At 39.7% G+C, this 16,907-nt stretch carries 17 protein-coding genes and 1 tRNA gene; 15 read left to right on the top strand and 3 right to left on the bottom strand.

All coding sequences use genetic code 11. The features are described from left to right. Positions 1–528: 528 nt before the first annotated feature. The gene (locus ACEPXD_RS12180; protein WP_391116254.1) at positions 529–942 is read right to left on the bottom strand and encodes a YslB family protein; all 414 of its coding nucleotides are present in this window, start codon (positions 940–942) and stop codon (positions 529–531) included. Positions 943–1,233: 291 nt separating this feature from the next. Here ACEPXD_RS12180 and ACEPXD_RS12175 point away from each other — a divergent pair, with 291 nt between their 5' ends. From ACEPXD_RS12175 to ACEPXD_RS12120, 12 genes are all read left to right on the top strand, one after another. Further along, entirely contained in the window at positions 1,234–1,845 is a 612-nt protein-coding gene (locus ACEPXD_RS12175; RefSeq protein ID WP_151700523.1) for a succinate dehydrogenase cytochrome b558 subunit, read from the top strand. 47 nt (positions 1,846–1,892) lie between these two features. Then, positions 1,893–3,653, top strand: a complete 1,761-nt coding sequence (sdhA, locus tag ACEPXD_RS12170) for a succinate dehydrogenase flavoprotein subunit (protein WP_391116251.1) — start codon at positions 1,893–1,895, stop codon at positions 3,651–3,653. A 2-nt stretch (positions 3,654–3,655) separates the two neighbouring features. After that, on the top strand, positions 3,656–4,432 hold the full coding sequence (gene sdhB, locus ACEPXD_RS12165) for a succinate dehydrogenase iron-sulfur subunit (RefSeq protein ID WP_391116249.1): 777 nt from the start codon (positions 3,656–3,658) through the stop codon (positions 4,430–4,432). Between the two features lie 105 nt (positions 4,433–4,537). Beyond that, positions 4,538–4,990 (top strand): acyl-CoA thioesterase, encoded by a 453-nt coding sequence (locus tag ACEPXD_RS12160; RefSeq protein ID WP_391116247.1) that lies wholly within the window; start codon positions 4,538–4,540, stop codon positions 4,988–4,990. Between the two features lie 55 nt (positions 4,991–5,045). Continuing rightward, positions 5,046–5,276 carry a helix-turn-helix domain-containing protein gene (locus ACEPXD_RS12155; RefSeq protein ID WP_151700519.1) on the top strand — a complete coding sequence of 77 codons (231 nt, stop codon included), beginning with the start codon at positions 5,046–5,048 and terminating at the stop codon, positions 5,274–5,276. A gap of 209 nt (positions 5,277–5,485) precedes the next feature. After that, positions 5,486–5,944: a MarR family winged helix-turn-helix transcriptional regulator gene (locus ACEPXD_RS12150; protein ID WP_391116245.1), complete on the top strand. Its 459-nt coding sequence runs from the start codon at positions 5,486–5,488 to the stop codon at positions 5,942–5,944. A gap of 9 nt (positions 5,945–5,953) precedes the next feature. Continuing rightward, positions 5,954–6,751, top strand: a complete 798-nt coding sequence (racE, locus tag ACEPXD_RS12145) for a glutamate racemase (protein WP_391116243.1) — start codon at positions 5,954–5,956, stop codon at positions 6,749–6,751. A 74-nt stretch (positions 6,752–6,825) separates the two neighbouring features. Next, positions 6,826–7,590, top strand: a complete 765-nt coding sequence (gene rph / locus ACEPXD_RS12140; protein WP_391116241.1) for a ribonuclease PH — start codon at positions 6,826–6,828, stop codon at positions 7,588–7,590. Then, entirely contained in the window at positions 7,587–8,180 is a 594-nt protein-coding gene (locus ACEPXD_RS12135) for an XTP/dITP diphosphatase (RefSeq protein ID WP_391116239.1), read from the top strand. Before rph ends, ACEPXD_RS12135 begins: the two co-directional genes overlap by 4 nt. A 16-nt stretch (positions 8,181–8,196) precedes the next feature. After that, positions 8,197–8,697 (top strand): metallophosphoesterase family protein, encoded by a 501-nt coding sequence (locus tag ACEPXD_RS12130; RefSeq protein ID WP_391116237.1) that lies wholly within the window; start codon positions 8,197–8,199, stop codon positions 8,695–8,697. Positions 8,698–8,925: 228 nt separating this feature from the next. Next, positions 8,926–8,999 (top strand) — tRNA-Arg (locus ACEPXD_RS12125). A 119-nt stretch (positions 9,000–9,118) separates the two neighbouring features. Next, complete coding sequence (locus ACEPXD_RS12120; protein WP_391116235.1) at positions 9,119–9,322, top strand: hypothetical protein; 204 nt, start codon at positions 9,119–9,121, stop codon at positions 9,320–9,322. 378 nt (positions 9,323–9,700) lie between these two features. Here the strand turns inward: ACEPXD_RS12120 and ACEPXD_RS12115 are convergent, their stop codons facing one another. Both ACEPXD_RS12115 and ACEPXD_RS12110 read right to left on the bottom strand, forming a co-directional pair. After that, positions 9,701–11,221 carry a CoA-acylating methylmalonate-semialdehyde dehydrogenase gene (locus ACEPXD_RS12115; RefSeq protein ID WP_391116233.1) on the bottom strand — a complete coding sequence of 507 codons (1,521 nt, stop codon included), beginning with the start codon at positions 11,219–11,221 and terminating at the stop codon, positions 9,701–9,703. 22 nt (positions 11,222–11,243) lie between these two features. Beyond that, positions 11,244–12,605: an aspartate aminotransferase family protein gene (locus ACEPXD_RS12110; protein WP_391123211.1), complete on the bottom strand. Its 1,362-nt coding sequence runs from the start codon at positions 12,603–12,605 to the stop codon at positions 11,244–11,246. 214 nt (positions 12,606–12,819) lie between these two features. On the opposite strand from ACEPXD_RS12110, the gene ACEPXD_RS12105 reads away from it, so the two are divergent. From ACEPXD_RS12105 to ACEPXD_RS12095, 3 genes are read left to right on the top strand one after another with little or no spacing between them, the layout of a single operon-like run. After that, complete coding sequence (locus ACEPXD_RS12105) at positions 12,820–14,067, top strand: Zn-dependent hydrolase (protein ID WP_391116232.1); 1,248 nt, start codon at positions 12,820–12,822, stop codon at positions 14,065–14,067. 60 nt (positions 14,068–14,127) lie between these two features. After that, positions 14,128–15,531 carry a dihydropyrimidinase gene (hydA, locus tag ACEPXD_RS12100; protein ID WP_391116230.1) on the top strand — a complete coding sequence of 468 codons (1,404 nt, stop codon included), beginning with the start codon at positions 14,128–14,130 and terminating at the stop codon, positions 15,529–15,531. 28 nt (positions 15,532–15,559) lie between these two features. After that, the gene (locus ACEPXD_RS12095; protein WP_391116228.1) at positions 15,560–16,903 is read left to right on the top strand and encodes an NAD(P)-dependent oxidoreductase; all 1,344 of its coding nucleotides are present in this window, start codon (positions 15,560–15,562) and stop codon (positions 16,901–16,903) included. Positions 16,904–16,907: the final 4 nt, after the last annotated feature.

Raw genomic sequence — 16,907 nt, 5'->3', positions numbered from 1 at the left:
GAGAATCTGGAAGTGACTCAGTCACTTCCAGATCCTCTTTTTTCGGTAATCTTGTGGCAGATGTTTGTCCGTCGCCCTCTTGGATTGCGTAGAGACACGATGTAATTGGTTTGGATAATGAGAGATTAGATGCTATCCTACTCTTTTAAAAGCGGGCGAAGATACAATTTCGTCCGCTCAGCACTTCTTTATACATGGATGCTAGCTATTTTTCTCTAGTACCACCTACTCTAATCATACACCCACTGATTCATGTACACGGTGGACGGTAAAAGTAATAAACAAACAAGCCCTTATATGAGTAAATGCACAGTTTATTAATCCTAAACAGAGTCCCTTGCAGCTATTTCCTTTATCTATTAATTAGAGATGTTCCGCATTGATGTCAAAAAATCAACAGAATGAGTAGGGAAAATAAAAGGTTTCGGGAATGTCAGACATTTCCGAAACCATTTTATCTTTAATCTAAGCAAGCAATGTACTGAACGACATGTACATTGTTTTTGTTTTAAATGCAAATCGGTTAGTTTAGATAGTTGCTTTCAAATCCCATTTGATCTGAAACGTAACAATTCCATTTTTCTTTACTTGTTCGTCAAAGCACTCTGCCATATACCCACCAATTTTCTGTTGTTGTTCGGCTAGAAAGCCAGCCTCTAATCGATGACTTCTACTAAGCCCGCTTTGCGGTAGATTATACGTTTCTAAAGTATAGTATGCGGAATCCTTTGTTGTTTTTTCTAATTTCAAAGTACCCCAACCAGCTTCGTGAAAGAATGTTAAAGCTTCCTCCATGGTATATAGTGGAAACTTTCGGGCTAGATCTTTTCCGGCCCAGTATAAAATATCTTTTTCATGTTTTCCGAGAATAGAAGCAAGAACGTGATCTCGTATTAATTCATATCCAAAGGAAGTTACATGTGAATGTTCCTTTTCATTCAAGTAGCAACCCTTCTTTCTAAAAAAATGTCATTTGTACTTGTTTATTTTATCAGAAAAAAATTCAGTTGGTAAGAGTAATAGTTTGTGAAAAAGGAAACGAATCATTATAGAAAGATGTAAGCTTTAAGAATTTAGAAAAAAATAAAGATGCCTTGACGCTCTAAAATGATGAGAGTACAATGGATATGTCATAAATACGTAACATGATGATGTGAAAAAGTGGTGAATTATATTGCTTTTTTACAATAGTATTCAAGTAAGCCAAATGGAAAATTGAGGGGGGCAACTGTTTTGTCGAAAAATCGCGAATTTTACTGGCGTCGATTACATTCACTTTTAGGAATAATTCCTGTTGGTTTGTTTTTGATGGTACATTTAGTAGTAAACCATTTTGCTACAAGAGGAGCAGATGCATTTAATAACGCATCGAATTTTATGGAAAGTTTGCCGTTTTTGCTTATAATGGAAATCTTCATAATTTATTTACCATTATTGTTCCACGCATTTTACGGAATTTACATTGCATTTACAGCGAAAAATAATCCGAAAAATTTTGGTACTCTTCGTAATTATTTATTTATTTTACAACGTTTTACTGGAATTTTTCTTGTTGTATTTATTGCCTGGCATGTTTTTGAAACGAAGATTCAAACGGCAATCGCAGGGGATGAAGTTAATTTTGATATGATGGCAAATATTTTATCAAATCCATGGATGTTTGGCTTTTATATCGTTGGGATCGTAGCTGCTACATTCCATTTAGCTAATGGTATTTGGTCATTCTTAGTTAGCTGGGGCTTTACGCAATCACCTAAATCCCAACAAATTGTTACATATGTAACATTAGTAATCTTCTTAGCGTTATCTGTAGTTGGTGTACAAGCTCTATTAGCGTTTAGATAAGATCCTTCTACAAGTTCAACTACTATTAAATGAGGAGTGAGATAAACATGGCAAAAAGTAAACTAATTGTTGTCGGCGGTGGATTAGCTGGATTAATGGCAACAATGAAAGCGGCCGAAGATGGCACGCATGTAGACCTATTTTCAATAGTTCCTGTAAAACGCTCACACTCTGTTTGTGCTCAAGGTGGTATTAACGGAGCTGTAAATACAAAAGGTGAAGGTGATTCACCAACAGTTCATTTAGATGACACTGTATATGGTGGGGACTTCTTAGCAAATCAACCTCCAGTAAAAGCTATGGCAGATGCTGCACCTGGAATAATTCACTTATTTGACCGTATGGGTGTTATGTTTAATCGAACACCTGAAGGGTTATTAGACTTCCGTCGTTTCGGTGGTACATTAATGCACCGCACTGCTTTCGCGGGAGCAACGACTGGTCAACAATTACTTTATGCTTTGGATGAGCAAGTTCGTCGATTCGAAGTCGATGGATTAGTTACAAAATTCGAAGGATGGGAATTCCTTGGAATAATAAAAGATAATGAAGGCGTTTGTCGTGGTATTAAAGCACAAAACCTTCAAACAATGGAAATTCGTGCATTCCGCGGAGATGCTGTTATTATGGCAACTGGTGGGCCAGGAATTATTTTCGGTAAAACGACAAACTCAATTATTAACACTGGTTCTGCAGCATCAATTGTATATCAACAAGGAGCTCATTATGCAAACGGAGAATTTATCCAAATTCATCCAACAGCAATTCCTGGTGATGACAAATTACGCTTAATGTCAGAATCTGCACGAGGTGAAGGTGGACGTATTTGGACATACAAAGACGGTAAACCTTGGTATTTCCTTGAGGAAAAATATCCTACTTATGGAAACCTTGTACCACGTGATATTGCAACTCGTGAAATTTTCGATGTATGTGTTAACCAAAAACTTGGTATTAACGGTGAAAACATGGTTTATCTAGACCTTTCTCATAAAGATTCACATGAACTTGACGTTAAGTTAGGTGGTATTATCGAAATCTATGAGAAATTTACAGGTGATGACCCACGTAAAGTTCCGATGAAAATTTTCCCGGCTGTTCACTATTCTATGGGTGGATTATGGGTAGATTACGATCAAATGACAAATATCCCTGGATTATTTGCTGCAGGGGAATGTGATTATTCACAGCATGGAGCCAACCGTTTAGGAGCCAACTCTTTACTATCTGCTGTATTTGGCGGTAGTGTTGCAGGTCCTAATGCAGTGAAGTATATGAAAGACTTGAATACTCATGCGGTAGATATGGACGATGCTATTTTTGATGCGGAAGTTAAACTTGAACAAGAGAAATGGGATCAAACGTTAGCGATGAAAGGTACTGAAAATGCTTACTTACTTCATAAAGAACTAGGTGAGTGGATGACAGATAATGTAACGGTTGTTCGTTACAACGACAAACTTGAAGCTACGGACAAAAAAATCCTAGAGTTACTTGAACGATATGAGAATATTAATATGGATGATACACAACAATGGTCTAACCAAGGTGCATCATTTACTCGTCAATTAAAAAATATGCTATATTTAGCACGTGTAATTACATTAGGTGCACTTAATCGTAACGAAAGTCGTGGAGCACATTATAAACCGGATTTCCCGGAACGAAATGATGAAGAATTTATGAAGACGACGATGGCTAAATTTGATCCAGCTACTGGAGCTCCGATTTTCCATTACGAAGATATAGATGTATCACTTGTTGCACCTCGTAAACGTGATTATTCTTCTAAGAAGGGAGAAAATTAATAATGGTTACAGCAACAGAAACAAAAAAAGTACAAGTTGAAATATTACGTCAAAATACACCAGAATCTACACCTTATTGGGAAAAATTTGAAGTGAACTGGCGTCCAAATATGAATGTTATTTCTGCATTAATGGAGATTCGACAAAATCCAGTTAATACGGACGGTAAAGCTACTACTCCAGTAACTTGGGATATGAGCTGTTTGGAAGAGGTATGTGGGGCTTGTTCGATGGTAATTAACGATAAGCCACGTCAGTCTTGTTCTGCTCTTATAGATCAACTGACACAACCTATTCGTTTGGCGCCAATGAAAACTTTCCCAGTTGTTCGAGATCTTCAAGTGGACCGTACACGCATGTTTGACTCTTTGAAAAAAGTAAAAGCTTGGGTTCCAATCGATGGTTCTTATGATCTTGGTGAAGGACCTCGTATGCCTGAACGTAAACGTCAATGGGCATATGAGTTGTCAAAATGTATGACTTGTGGTGTATGTTTGGAAGCATGTCCGAACGTTAATAGTGGTTCTTCATTTATGGGCCCAGCACCACTTTCACAAGTTCGTTTATTCAATGCACATCCAACAGGTGCTATGAATAAAGACGAACGTTTAAATGAAATTATGGGTGATGGTGGCCTTGCAAACTGTGGTAACGCACAAAACTGTGTCGTTGCATGTCCAAAAGGTATTCCATTAACAACTTCCATTGCAGCTTTAAACCGTGATACAACGGTTCAAATGTTCAAAAACTTCTTCGGAAGCGACCATATGGTTGACTAATTAAATAATAGGGAATCTGTGTAGAATATTAATTTCTATGCAGATTTTTTATTTGTTTGATACAATAAATGAATATTCATTCATTTATAAGGGGGGATTGTTACCATGAGAATTACTTACATAGAAGATATTAAGAGTTGGGAAGAGGAATTTACGTTTTATTCCGAGGTGAGTGTTCGTTTTTCGGAAACGGATATGTATGGTCATTTAAATAATACGGTAACTTTTGCATATTTTGAGTATGCACGTATAGAATATTTAAAGCATATACAGTTAATGAATGATTGGCTAAATCCGAATGGTGAAACGATTCCAGTGGTAGCTGATTTGCAATGTGATTATATGATGCAAGTCTTTTTTGACGAGAAATTACGTATTTATGTAAAAGCAAATTCTGTTGGTTCATCATCCGCTGATCTTCATTACATGGCAAAGAATGAAAAAGGTGAAATCGTTTTTACTGGTAGGGGAACAATTGTGCAGATTGATAAAAAAACTGGAAAAGGTTCTAAATGGTCGGATGAAGAAATAAAAATTTTTAAAAGTGAGCATAACTAGCCGTCACCTACTCTCCCTACGCTACATACGTTAGTAGAAGAGTGGATAGGGGGCTATGGCATTGTATGATAGTAATCAGCATCGATCAATACTGACGAACAGGGAACGTCAAATTTTTCAGTTATTAGTAGAAGATCATTCTACGAAAGAAATATCTATTCAGTTATCTATAAGTGAAAAAACAGTAAGGAATCATATTTCTAATACGATACAAAAACTTGGGGTATCGGGTAGGTCTCAAGCGATTGTTGAATTATTACGTTTAGGTGAATTGTCGTTGAATTAACCTTATTCTGCAGCTCAAGTCTGCTAATGAATAGGGTTAAAGTCTTCGGTAGACGCTGAAGATTTTGTAGAGAAGTTTATCTTGCTACCTCGATTCAAAACCTAGGAGGAAATACGTTTTAACGTATTTTATTTAGAATCCTTGCCATTTTCCTCAGAACACGTCACAATAATACTTAGTATGTATCGTTTTGAGGAGTGATGGATCAGATGGCAGATGAAATAAAGAATGTAAAACATAATCACGATGAAGTAGCTTTTTTAGAAAAAGAACTTAGACATATATCAGGTATTATAAAGCAAAAAGGGCGTCAAATGTTACATGCCTATACAATTACTCCCCCACAGTTTGTGGCACTACAATGGCTCTTGGAGCATGGAGATATGACAATTGGTGATTTATCAAATAAAATGTATTTAGCTTTTAGTACAACGACCGATTTAATTGATCGTATGGAAAAGAGTGCGCTTGTTCAAAGGATAAGAGATGAACAAGATCGTCGAGTAGTGCGTATACATTTGTTAAAAGAGGGCGAACGTATAATAGAAGAAGTAATTGCCAAAAGACAACATTATTTAGAAGACATACTAGATCAATTTAATTCAGACGAAGTAACGAATCTATCTACATTACTAGAAAAACTACACCAAGAGATGAAAAAGAACTGAGGAATTCAAGTGAAAGCCCCGATTGGCGTTATAGACTCTGGAGTTGGCGGGTTAACGGTTGCAAAAGAAATAATGCGACTATTACCAAGTGAAGAAATTATTTATATAGGTGATACGGCAAGATGTCCATATGGACCGCGTTCTGAAGGAGAAGTACGCAAATTTACCTGGCAGATGGCAATTGCTTTGTCGAAAATGAATATAAAAATGCTTGTTATAGCTTGTAATACAGCAACGGCAGTAGCACTTAATTCATTGAGCAAAAAATTGCCTTTTCCAGTAATTGGCGTTATTTTTCCAGGGGCGCGTGCGGCCATGAAAGCCACAAAAAAAAATGAAATTGTAGTGTTAGGTACAAGCGGTACGATTAAAAGCGGAGCTTATGAAACTGCGATTGCTTCTTTAAATACGTCCAGTAAAGTGATACCTCTCGCCTGTCCTACCTTTGTGCCTCTTGTCGAAAGCAATGAGTATGAAGGTGAATTTGCTCGTAGTATGGTTTTTAACACGTTATTACCATTAAAAAACGAACAATTCGATACTGTTATTCTTGGATGTACTCATTATCCTTTATTGCAACAGTATATTGAGGAATCAGTTGGTCCACAGGTAATAGTACTCTCTTCAGCGGAGGAAACTGCCCAAGAAGTATTGGGGTATTTAAACTTCCATCACATGCATAATCCAATTGTCGGCTATAAAAAACCGATATTTTATACAACCGGATCTATTCCCATATTCAAGACAATCGTAGAAAAGTGGTTAGAATTGCCGAATGCAGATGTAAGAACTATATCATTCACATGACCCTGTTAGCTTGAGAATCCTCGAAAAACGGGGTTTTCTTTTGCTTACATATCCGTTTAAAAAAGGAGAAATTTATGACAACTAGAACAGATGGTAGAGAAGTAAATCAATTAAGAGATATCCACATGCAAACAGATTATTTAATTCATCCAGAAGGCTCCGTTTTAATAACGGTAGGACGTACAAAAGTCATTTGCAATGCAACAATAGAGGACCGAGTACCACCATTTTTAAGAGGACAAGGTAAGGGGTGGATTACAGCGGAATATTCCATGCTACCTCGTGCAACAGAATCGCGCACACAACGAGAAGCGTCTAAAGGGAAGGTTACAGGTCGCACCATGGAAATTCAACGCCTAATAGGACGAGCATTGCGTTCAGTTGTGGATCTAGAAAGTATCGGAGAGAAAACCATTTGGATTGACTGTGATGTAATCCAAGCAGATGGTGGTACTAGAACGGCGAGTATTACAGGGGCTTTTGTTGCCTTAACAATTGCTCTTGGAAAACTGTACAAAGAAAAGGGTTTGCAAGTATTCCCAGTACGTGAATATTTAGCTGCAACAAGTGTTGGGATAGTAGAAAATATTGGTGTGGTATTAGATTTAAATTATGAAGAGGATTCTACAGCTACTGTTGATATGAATATCGTGCAAACGAGCAGTGGAGAATATGTAGAACTTCAAGGTACAGGTGAGGAATCCACTTTCTCCAAAAAACAATTGTTGGAGTTACTTGAATTTGGAGAAATAGGTATTCAACATTTAATGGAAGTTCAACGTGCTGCACTTGGTGAATTAGCGACCAAAATTGGCGATAAAGGACAGGTAACAGAATGAAAAAAATAATTATTGCTACTAAGAATAAAGGAAAAGCAAAGGACTTTGAAGCGCTATTTGGACCTCTCGGATATGATGTGCAAACATTGCATGATGTGGCAGACGATATGGATGTCGAAGAAACAGGGACTACATTTGAAGAGAATGCATTAATTAAAGCGACAGCACTCTCTGAGCGTTTACAAACGATGGTGATTGCTGATGATAGCGGACTTGAAATTGACGCATTAGACGGTCGCCCAGGTATCTATTCTGCGAGATATGCTGGAGAAGAGAAAAGTGACGAAGCAAATATCGATAAAGTACTTGAAGAGCTTGTAAACGTGGAGGAACTAAATCGCTCTGCTAGGTTCGTTTGCGCAATTGCAATTGCATCTCCCAATCTAGAATCAGTTACCGTAAGAGGCACTTGCGAAGGTGTCATAGCAAAAGAAAGAAGAGGGACTAATGGATTCGGCTATGATCCAATCTTTTATGTTCCTTCTGAAAATAAAATGATGGCAGAGCTATCGGCGGAAGAAAAAGGAGCAATTTCTCATAGAGGAAACGCGATTAAAAAACTTTCCGATCATCTTGCCGATTTATTATAAACGAGCAGGTAATGGGATGAAATTATTACTAATGAGTGATACACATGGTGATAAAAAAACGATGGAACAGGTTATGCAGTATCACCAAGATGTGGATGCTGTGATTCATTGTGGTGATAGTGAACTGGATTTTTCTTATTTTGAAGATAAATCTGTACATGTTGTTAAAGGGAATTGTGATGTAGATTCTCACTTCCCTATTGATGTTACTTTTCAAGTGGAAAACGAAACAATCTATGTGACGCACGGACATTTATATCAAATAAAATCGACGCTTATGCCATTATTTTATCGTGCCCAGGAAGTACAAGCATCTGTTGTATTCTTTGGCCATTCTCATTTGCTCGGTGCAGAAGTAAATAATGACATTCTTTTTGTTAATCCAGGTAGCTTACATCAGCCACGTGGAAGAAAGGAAAAAAGCTATTCAATTGTGGAAAAGTTGGACAAACAATGGAGGGTATCCTTTTTTTCTGCAGAACATCGATTACTTGAACAAGTTCATTTTGAATGTTAAAGATCTAAATGTGTTATTAATTTGTGAGTTAATCTAAGAATTCTACCAGGTTGTTTAGAAGTATTGAATTTCGCATTTGGTATTAGACCGGGAGTAATATCTTTAATAACTAGGAGCAAAACATTTTAATAATTCAACTTTAAAAAATACGAAATAGCATTGACTTAAAGTAATTATCATTATATAATAAATCTTGTCTTTCCTATCTGTGTGGTGGGGGAGTACTTGGTCTCAGTAGCTCAGCTGGATAGAGCAACGCCCTTCTAAGGCGTCGGTCGGGAGTTCGAATCTCTCCTGGGACGTACCGTTTTATAACGTTATATTTAGAGAAATAAGCACTTTCGCTTATGATTCATTTTTACAGTACTCGGTCAGTCGAGATTCTGTACTAAAGAATTGTAGGTGGAGGTGCTTTTTTCTTTTGACTAAAAAGAAGGGGATATTTGATATCCAAATTGAACAACCGTTATTTCATGTAAGAACACAGGTGAAGAAGCGGAATGATTTACAGATTAAACAAGCATTGACTGTGATTATAAAGCAACTTGAAGTAAGTGGCTGTCGTGAAAGAACGTTATACGATTACCGTACAATTGTGCATTACTTTATCAGGGAACTAAGTTGAATTTCTGATAGTTATAACCAGCGATGTTATTTACACTTGGTTAGAAAAGATAGATGAACAAATGCTTTACCTATTACAAGTAATTGTAAAGTAGAATAATCTCATCAGAGATGAATACAAAGAAGATAACAGTAATTTATTTATTACGATTAATAAATTAAGAATTTGTAGTCTCACTTCAAGAGAATACTTACTTCGAGCCATAAAGAATACTCCCCCTAGGTAAACAGATTTTATTTGTTCATCTGTCTACCTAATGGGGAGCATATCAGTTCAATAACGAACAAGCGGTGCCCTATTTTTAACTAAAAAGCATTTGCGATTTTAAAAATAATAGCTAATTTTCTGAATGACTAGTAGTATATTTTACGCGCACCATCAGTCGTTGTTACTTGGAAAAGCAAATGTTGACACGGATTCGCTGTTTTCTTCAAACCATTTTTCTGAAATGGTTTTGGTTTTGGTGAAGAAGCGGACTTGGTCAGGCCCAAACATATGCCCCTCGCCGAATCGAGAGCGTTTCCAACCAGCAAAGTTATGATAACCAACAGGAATTGGAATTGGCACGTTTACCCCAACCATGCCGACATCAATTTCCGTAGTGAATTTGCGAGCGGAGGCTCCGTTATTCGTGAAAATTGTGACACCGTTACCGAGCTCATGTGCATTGATTAAGTCGATTGCTTCCTCTAATGAATCTACCCGGACGACGTTACGAGCAGGACCAAAAACTTCTTGCTCATAAATTTCCATGCCAGGTTTGATGTTGTCTAATAGGGTAGGGCCAAGATAGAAGCCGTTGGAATTTTCAGCGATGTCTGGGTTGCGACCATCGCATACGAGTGTAGCGCCTTCTTCTAGGCTACGGTCGATAAAGCCAATGATCGCGTCCTTTGATTGCTTTGTAATAACAGGTCCAAAATCAACGTCTGAATCTGTGTACGGCCCCACTTTTAATTTTGAGATTTTATCAGCCAGTAATTTGACAAGGTTATTCGCTGTTTCTTCGCCAACGGGAATGATTGTGGAAATGGCCATACAGCGTTGGGAAGCGGCTCCATAAGCAGCGCCTATAAATGCATTTACGACCTGTTCTAAATCTGCATCTGGCATGACAATCATATTATTTTTACCGCCACCTAATGCCGTAACGCGCTTGCCGTATTTTGAACCGGTTGTGTAAATATAATCAGCGACTGCTGTGGATCCGACAAACGAAATGGCTTCAACAGCAGGGTTTTCTAATAGCTCGTTGACCGCATCCTTGTCGCCATTGATGACTGTCCAAACACCATCTGGTAAACCCGCTTCTTTCCACAGTCCCGATAAAAATAATGCGGAGCAGGGCACGCGCTCGGACGGCTTTAAAATGACGGAATTGCCGACTGCGACCGCCATACTTGTCATGGCAAGTGGCACCATCACTGGAAAGTTGAATGGGGAAATAGCTGCAACGACGCCGAGTGGTACTTTTGTGGAATAAGCATTAATATCTCCGCCCACATTGACGGAGTAATCGCCTTTTAATAGGTGAGGCGCATTGATGGCTAAATCGACGGATTCTAAACCACGTGTGATTTCACCTCTAGCATCCTCGATTGTTTTACCGCTTTCGATACAAATGATGTCGATAAGCGCATCTATACGATCGGTCATCAATTGACGAAACTTCATAACAATTTCAACGCGTTTGCCAACTGATAGCGCGCGCCATGCTGGAAAGGCTGCTTTAGCAGTTGCAATTGCGCCTTGCACTTCCTCTTTTGTTGCAATAGGGACACGTGCAATCACTGCCCCTGAACTTGGATTGAAAACATCTGAGAAGTGACCACTTAAGCCCGCAACGATTTCATTATTAATAAAGTGCCCTAGTTCTTTTACCTCTGTATTCGTTACCATTCAATCATTTCCCCTTTTTGTTTTACGCATTTGGCAGTAGTTCATTTAAAGCATGCGTAAGTTTTTCAACAATCAAATCTTTTTCTGCTAATGAAATAATCAGTGGTGGAGCGAGTGTTAAAGTATTGTTAAAGCCTGCAACCGTGACACCATTTTTTCCGATGATTACCCCTTGTTCTTTACATAAAGAAATGACTTTATTGACAATAGTTACATCAAGTGGCGCTTTGGTATTTTTGTCACTTACAAGTTCAATGCCAATCAGTAAGCCTTTACCGCGGATGTTGCCCACATTTGGATGATTCTTTAAGCGTTCTTGTAGTTCTGCATGGATAATTGCTCCCATTTCTTCTGAGCGAGCAAATAAATTTTCATTTTCCAGAATTTCGATATTTTTGAGGGCAACTGCACAAGCCGCTGGAGAACCCCCGAATGTGTTGATGTGGCGGAAAAAGTCGTACTCCTCGCTCCCTGCAAATGCCTCATAAATTTCGCGACGCACAGCTGTAGCAGATAACGGCATATATGCGCTTGTTAAACCTTTTGCCATGGTTACAATATCCGGCTGAATGCCATAGTTTTGGAAACCGAATGCTTTGCCTGTACGACCGAAGCCGCAAATTACTTCATCGACAATGAGCAAGGCCCCATGCTTTTCACAAACTGCTTTTACACCACGCAAATAGTCCGCATGTGGCATTATCACGCCGCCGCCCGTAATAATAGGCTCGAGTATAACGCCGGCAATCGTATCGGACATTTCCCACGTCATGACATTATCGATCGCCTGAACAGACGGTAGGGCAGCTGGCTCTGTAAAATGATCTTCGTTTGCACGGTAGGCATCTGGTGGTGCAACATGAATGAAACCAGGTGCTAACGGTTCGTATTTATATTTGCGCTGTGCTTGTCCTGTTGCCGCTAATGCCCCCATTGTACTGCCGTGGTAAGCGCGATAACGAGAAATAAATTTTGAGCGATTTGTGTGCCCTTTTTGCTGATGGTATTGACGTGCGATTTTGAAGGCGGCTTCATTCGCCTCTGAACCGCTATTAGAGAAAAAAACAACATAATCATCGCCTAATAATTCGCTGATTTTTTCGCTTAGTTTAATGGCAGGGATGTGCCCAACGGATAGGGGAGTATAGGTATTTTCCAGTAATTGCTCGTAAGCGACCTTGGCGATTTCCTCTCGCCCGTAGCCAACGTTTACACACCATAAACCAGACATGGCATCTAAATAACGTTTCCCATCAATGTCCGTTATCCACGCGCCTTTCGATTTCTGAATGATTGCCGTCGCGTTTGGGTTGTAGGGCTTCATGGAATGCCATACATATTGTTCATCTTTTACTTGCCAATTTTGACTCGTTAAATTCTTCATCAAACATCATCACTCCTTCATTTTATCTTATGCTATCAATCCATCATTTATATTATTCTATAGACATATTATTCAGTTTATTCGGAAAAGTAGATTTGAACATAATGTAAGATAAATAAACTTTTAGTATTATTTCCGTATATCCCGAATACACTTGCTTTATAGTTTTTATAATGAATCACTTATTAATAACTATGAAAGAGAGGACTTGCATATGTTTAAAAGTAATCGCAGTCGATTACAGGAGTTGATTGAACGATTTAGTCAATTTGGTGCAACTGTCAATGGAGGCGTAACCCGTTTGTCCCTATCAAAAGAGGATGTATTAGGGAGAGACTATTTTTGTGAAATATGCAAAGGGTTAGGCATGGATATTCAAATAGATGATATGGCCAATATCTATGCGACTCTACCAGGAAAAAAAGATTGCCAACCAATCGTAATAGGATCACATTTAGATTCTGTTGAAAAAGGTGGCAGGTTTGATGGTGTCTTAGGTATTTTAACAGGCATAGAGGCGATACGAACGTTAAAAGAAAACGACGTTGAGCTCGAGGTTCCATTAATGCTTGTGAATTTTACGAATGAAGAAGGTGCACGCTTCGATCCGGCGATGATGAGTTCCGGTGTACTCGCTTCAAAATTCAGTAAAGAAAAAATGCTGAAGTCTCTCGATAAAAATGGCATTACTTTTCAAGAAGCATTGCAGGCAAGTGGCTATGAGGGGGAGCGAGGAAGTCGTTTAACAGATGCGCTTGCTTATATTGAGTTGCATATTGAACAAGGACCAGTGTTAGCAGAAAAGCAGTGTGATATAGGTGTGGTCGAAGGCGTTTTAGGCATGGTGTGCTATGAAATTACCGTGACAGGTGAATCAAATCACGCTGGCACAACACCGATGTCGATGCGTAAAGATCCGATGATTGTGGCGTCTCGTCTAATATCGTCTTTACATGAGCAGTTGGGCAAAATTGACGAAGAGCTTGTGTTCACATTTGGGCGTATGCATGTGGCACCAAATATTCATACAGTCATTCCGAACGAAGTAGTGTTCAGCATGGATTCGCGTCATCAAAATCCCGCGGTGATCCGTAAAGTGGAGAAACTATTGACAGGCTTAGTTTTAGAGGAAAGCGGTTGCCACATTCGCCCGGTGAAGCTATGGGGGCGGGAGACGGTATTTTTTGATGTAGCTATTTGCAATGAAGTGGAAAAATCATGTCAGGAACTTAGCTATTCCTTCCATCGAATGTTCAGTGGGGCCGGGCATGATGCGCAGTATATCGCGAGCTTCATCCCCTCAGCAATGATTTTTGTTCCAAGTATCAATGGGAAAAGTCATTGCGAGGAGGAAGAAACAACATTTGAAGACTGTGCCAAGGGAGCAGACGTGTTATTGGCAACCGTGTTGACATTACAAAAGAAGTTCAGCATGGGTGGCAAATACACACTAAACCAATGAACTAGCATATTCCTAGATGTTAATAAAATTTACATTCATTAATGGAAAGGTGAGATTAGTGTGAAAAAAATAATTACAGGTGGACTTATAGCAACAGCCTCAGATATGTATGAGGCAGATATTTTAATAGAGAACGGTAAAATTGTGCAAATCGGCAAAAACTTATCAGCTGATGGAGCGGAAATTGTAGATGCAACGGGTAAATACGTGATGCCGGGGGGGATTGATCCTCATACGCATTTGGATATGCCGTTCAACAACACGGTGACAGACGATGATTGGAAGTCGGGTACAATCGCGGCTGCCTTCGGTGGGACGACGACCATTTTGGATTTTTGCTTATCTGCGGGAGAAGAAAAACTTGCGACGGCTGTGGAAAAGTGGCATGTAAAAGCAAAGGGTAAATCGGCCATAGACTACGGTTTCCATTTAATGATTGGTGATTTAACGCCTGAAACAGAGGACGAGTTACCGTTGATACTAGAGCAGGAAGGGATTACGTCAGTCAAGGTGTTCATGGCTTACGCGAAAGAATTCCAGGCGACAGACCGTACGCTGTTCAAAGCTTTTAAAATCGCAAAAGACATAGGTGCTGTTGTCATGGTGCACTGTGAAAATGGCTCAGTCATCGACGAATTAGTAGAGGAGGCGAAGCTAGCTGGTCAGACGGCGCCAATTTATCACGCACTGACGCGTCCCGCTGAATTAGAGGGTGAGGCCACGAAACGGGCCATAGAACTAGCGCATATTGCAGGAGCCAAGCTTTATGTTGTACATGTGACGTGTAAAGAAGCACTAGATGAAATTATCGCAGCGCGTGAAAAGGGCTATGATGTGTATGGGGAAACATGTCCACCTTATTTAACACTCGATCAGTCAGCGTTAGGACAGCCAGGCTTCGAGGGGGCGAAATATGTTTGGTCACCACCACTTCGTCCGAAGTATCATCAAAAGCATTTGTGGAATGCGTTGAAAGCCAAGCAACTGCAAACAATTGGCTCGGACCAATGTTCATTTAGCTTTAACGGGAAAAAGCAATTAGGGTTAAATGACTTTTCTAAAATTCCAAATGGTGGACCGTTTATCGAAGATCGTTTCAGCATTTTATTTTCTGAAGGTGTGGTGAAAGGACGAATATCCATCCATGACTTCGTCGATATGATTTCGACAAATGCCGCAAAAATTTTCGGCTTATATCCACAAAAGGGAACGATTGCTATTGGTTCTGACGCGGATATCGTAATTTTTGATCCTGCGGTAAAACGTGAGATTTCAGCGAACACCCACCATATGAATGTCGACTACAACCCATATGAGGGCTGGGAAGTGACAGGAGAGCCTATCAGTGTACTTGTGCGTGGAGAATACGTCATTAAAAACAAACAATTTGTAGGCGAATTAGGCAGTGGCCAATATATCAAGCGTGCACTGCAGCCGACGACTGTACAAACTATCACCGTGTAAACATCAATCCATGAGGGGGAATGTTTCAATGAACTCGCAACTCGAACGAAACTTTGTGGAAATGAGTAGCAGGATGACAAAAAATGAAGCAATGGAAGAGGCTAATCGCTGTCTGTACTGCTATGACGCACCTTGCATTACAGCATGTCCGACAAGTATTCAAGTTCCGAATTTCATCAAAAAAATTGCTTCCAATAATATGAAAGGTTCGGCCATGACGATTATGGAGGCAAATCCGATTGGTGCAAGCTGTGCGCGAGTATGTCCGACCGAGGTGTTATGTGAAGGAGCATGTGTGTTAAATTCATCGACAAAACCTATTAAAATAGGACAATTGCAACGTTATGCAACAGATTGGGCGATGGAATCAGACGTCGAGCTATTTAAGAAAGGTGAACCAAATGGACAAAAGGTAGCGATTGTTGGCGCAGGTCCAGCTGGTCTATCGGCGGCGCGTGAACTTAGTCGATTCGGCTATAGTGTCACAATTTTTGAAGCAGAAGCAAAGGCAGGTGGCTTGGGCAACTATGGAATTGTGTCATTCAGATTACCCAATAAAGTAGTGGATTGGGAAGTGGCTCAAGTTGTAAAGCTTGGTGTGGACATTAAAACAAACACAAGAGTAGGCGTAGATATATCTGCTGATAAAATTTTAGCGGAATATGACAGCGTTATTTTAGCGGTTGGTATGGGGGTCGTGCCTAATCTTGGCATTAAAGGTGAGGAGCTAGATGGCGTTCATGATGCCATTGAGTTTGTAAAGCGCACGAAAATGGGTGCACTAACGGAAGACTTAATCAATAAACGTGTTGCGGTTATCGGTGCAGGTAACACAGCCATCGATGGTGCAACCTGTGCTGTGCGACTAGGTGCGGAGCAAGTGGACATTCTTTATAGAAGAACAGAAAAAGAGATGACTGCCTATCAATATGAATATGAATTTGCTAAACAGGATGGCGTTGGATTTAAGTGGCTGACAGCGCCGAAACAGATTATTGGTGATGAGGCAGGGAGAGTAGTGGGACTTGAATGCGTCAAGATGAAGCTTGGAGATGCTGGGGCAGACGGTAGGAAACGACCTGAGGTAATCAAGGGATCTGAGTTTGTTTTAGAGGTGGATGCGGTCATTAAAGCAATTGGGCAAACGCGCTTTGTCTCGCTCATTGAAGCGTTTAGATTACAGCATACGAACGGAGTAGTAGACATTGACGAAACGACTTTGCAAACATCGAATGACAAAGTGTTTGCATGTGGAGATGTCGTGTTCGGCAATGGCCAAGGGGAAGCAATGGTGGTAACAGCTGCACAGCAAGGTAAAGATGCTGCTTACACCATTCATAAGCATTTGAGAAAACCGAGCGAGAATGCATAGGGGG

Source organism: Psychrobacillus sp. L3, from assembly GCF_042945595.1.
In the GTDB taxonomy this organism is placed as follows: Bacteria; Bacillota; Bacilli; order Bacillales_A; family Planococcaceae; genus Psychrobacillus.
The sequence above is the reverse complement of the archived record's forward strand: the minus strand, read 5'-3'. Positions and strand labels throughout refer to the sequence as shown.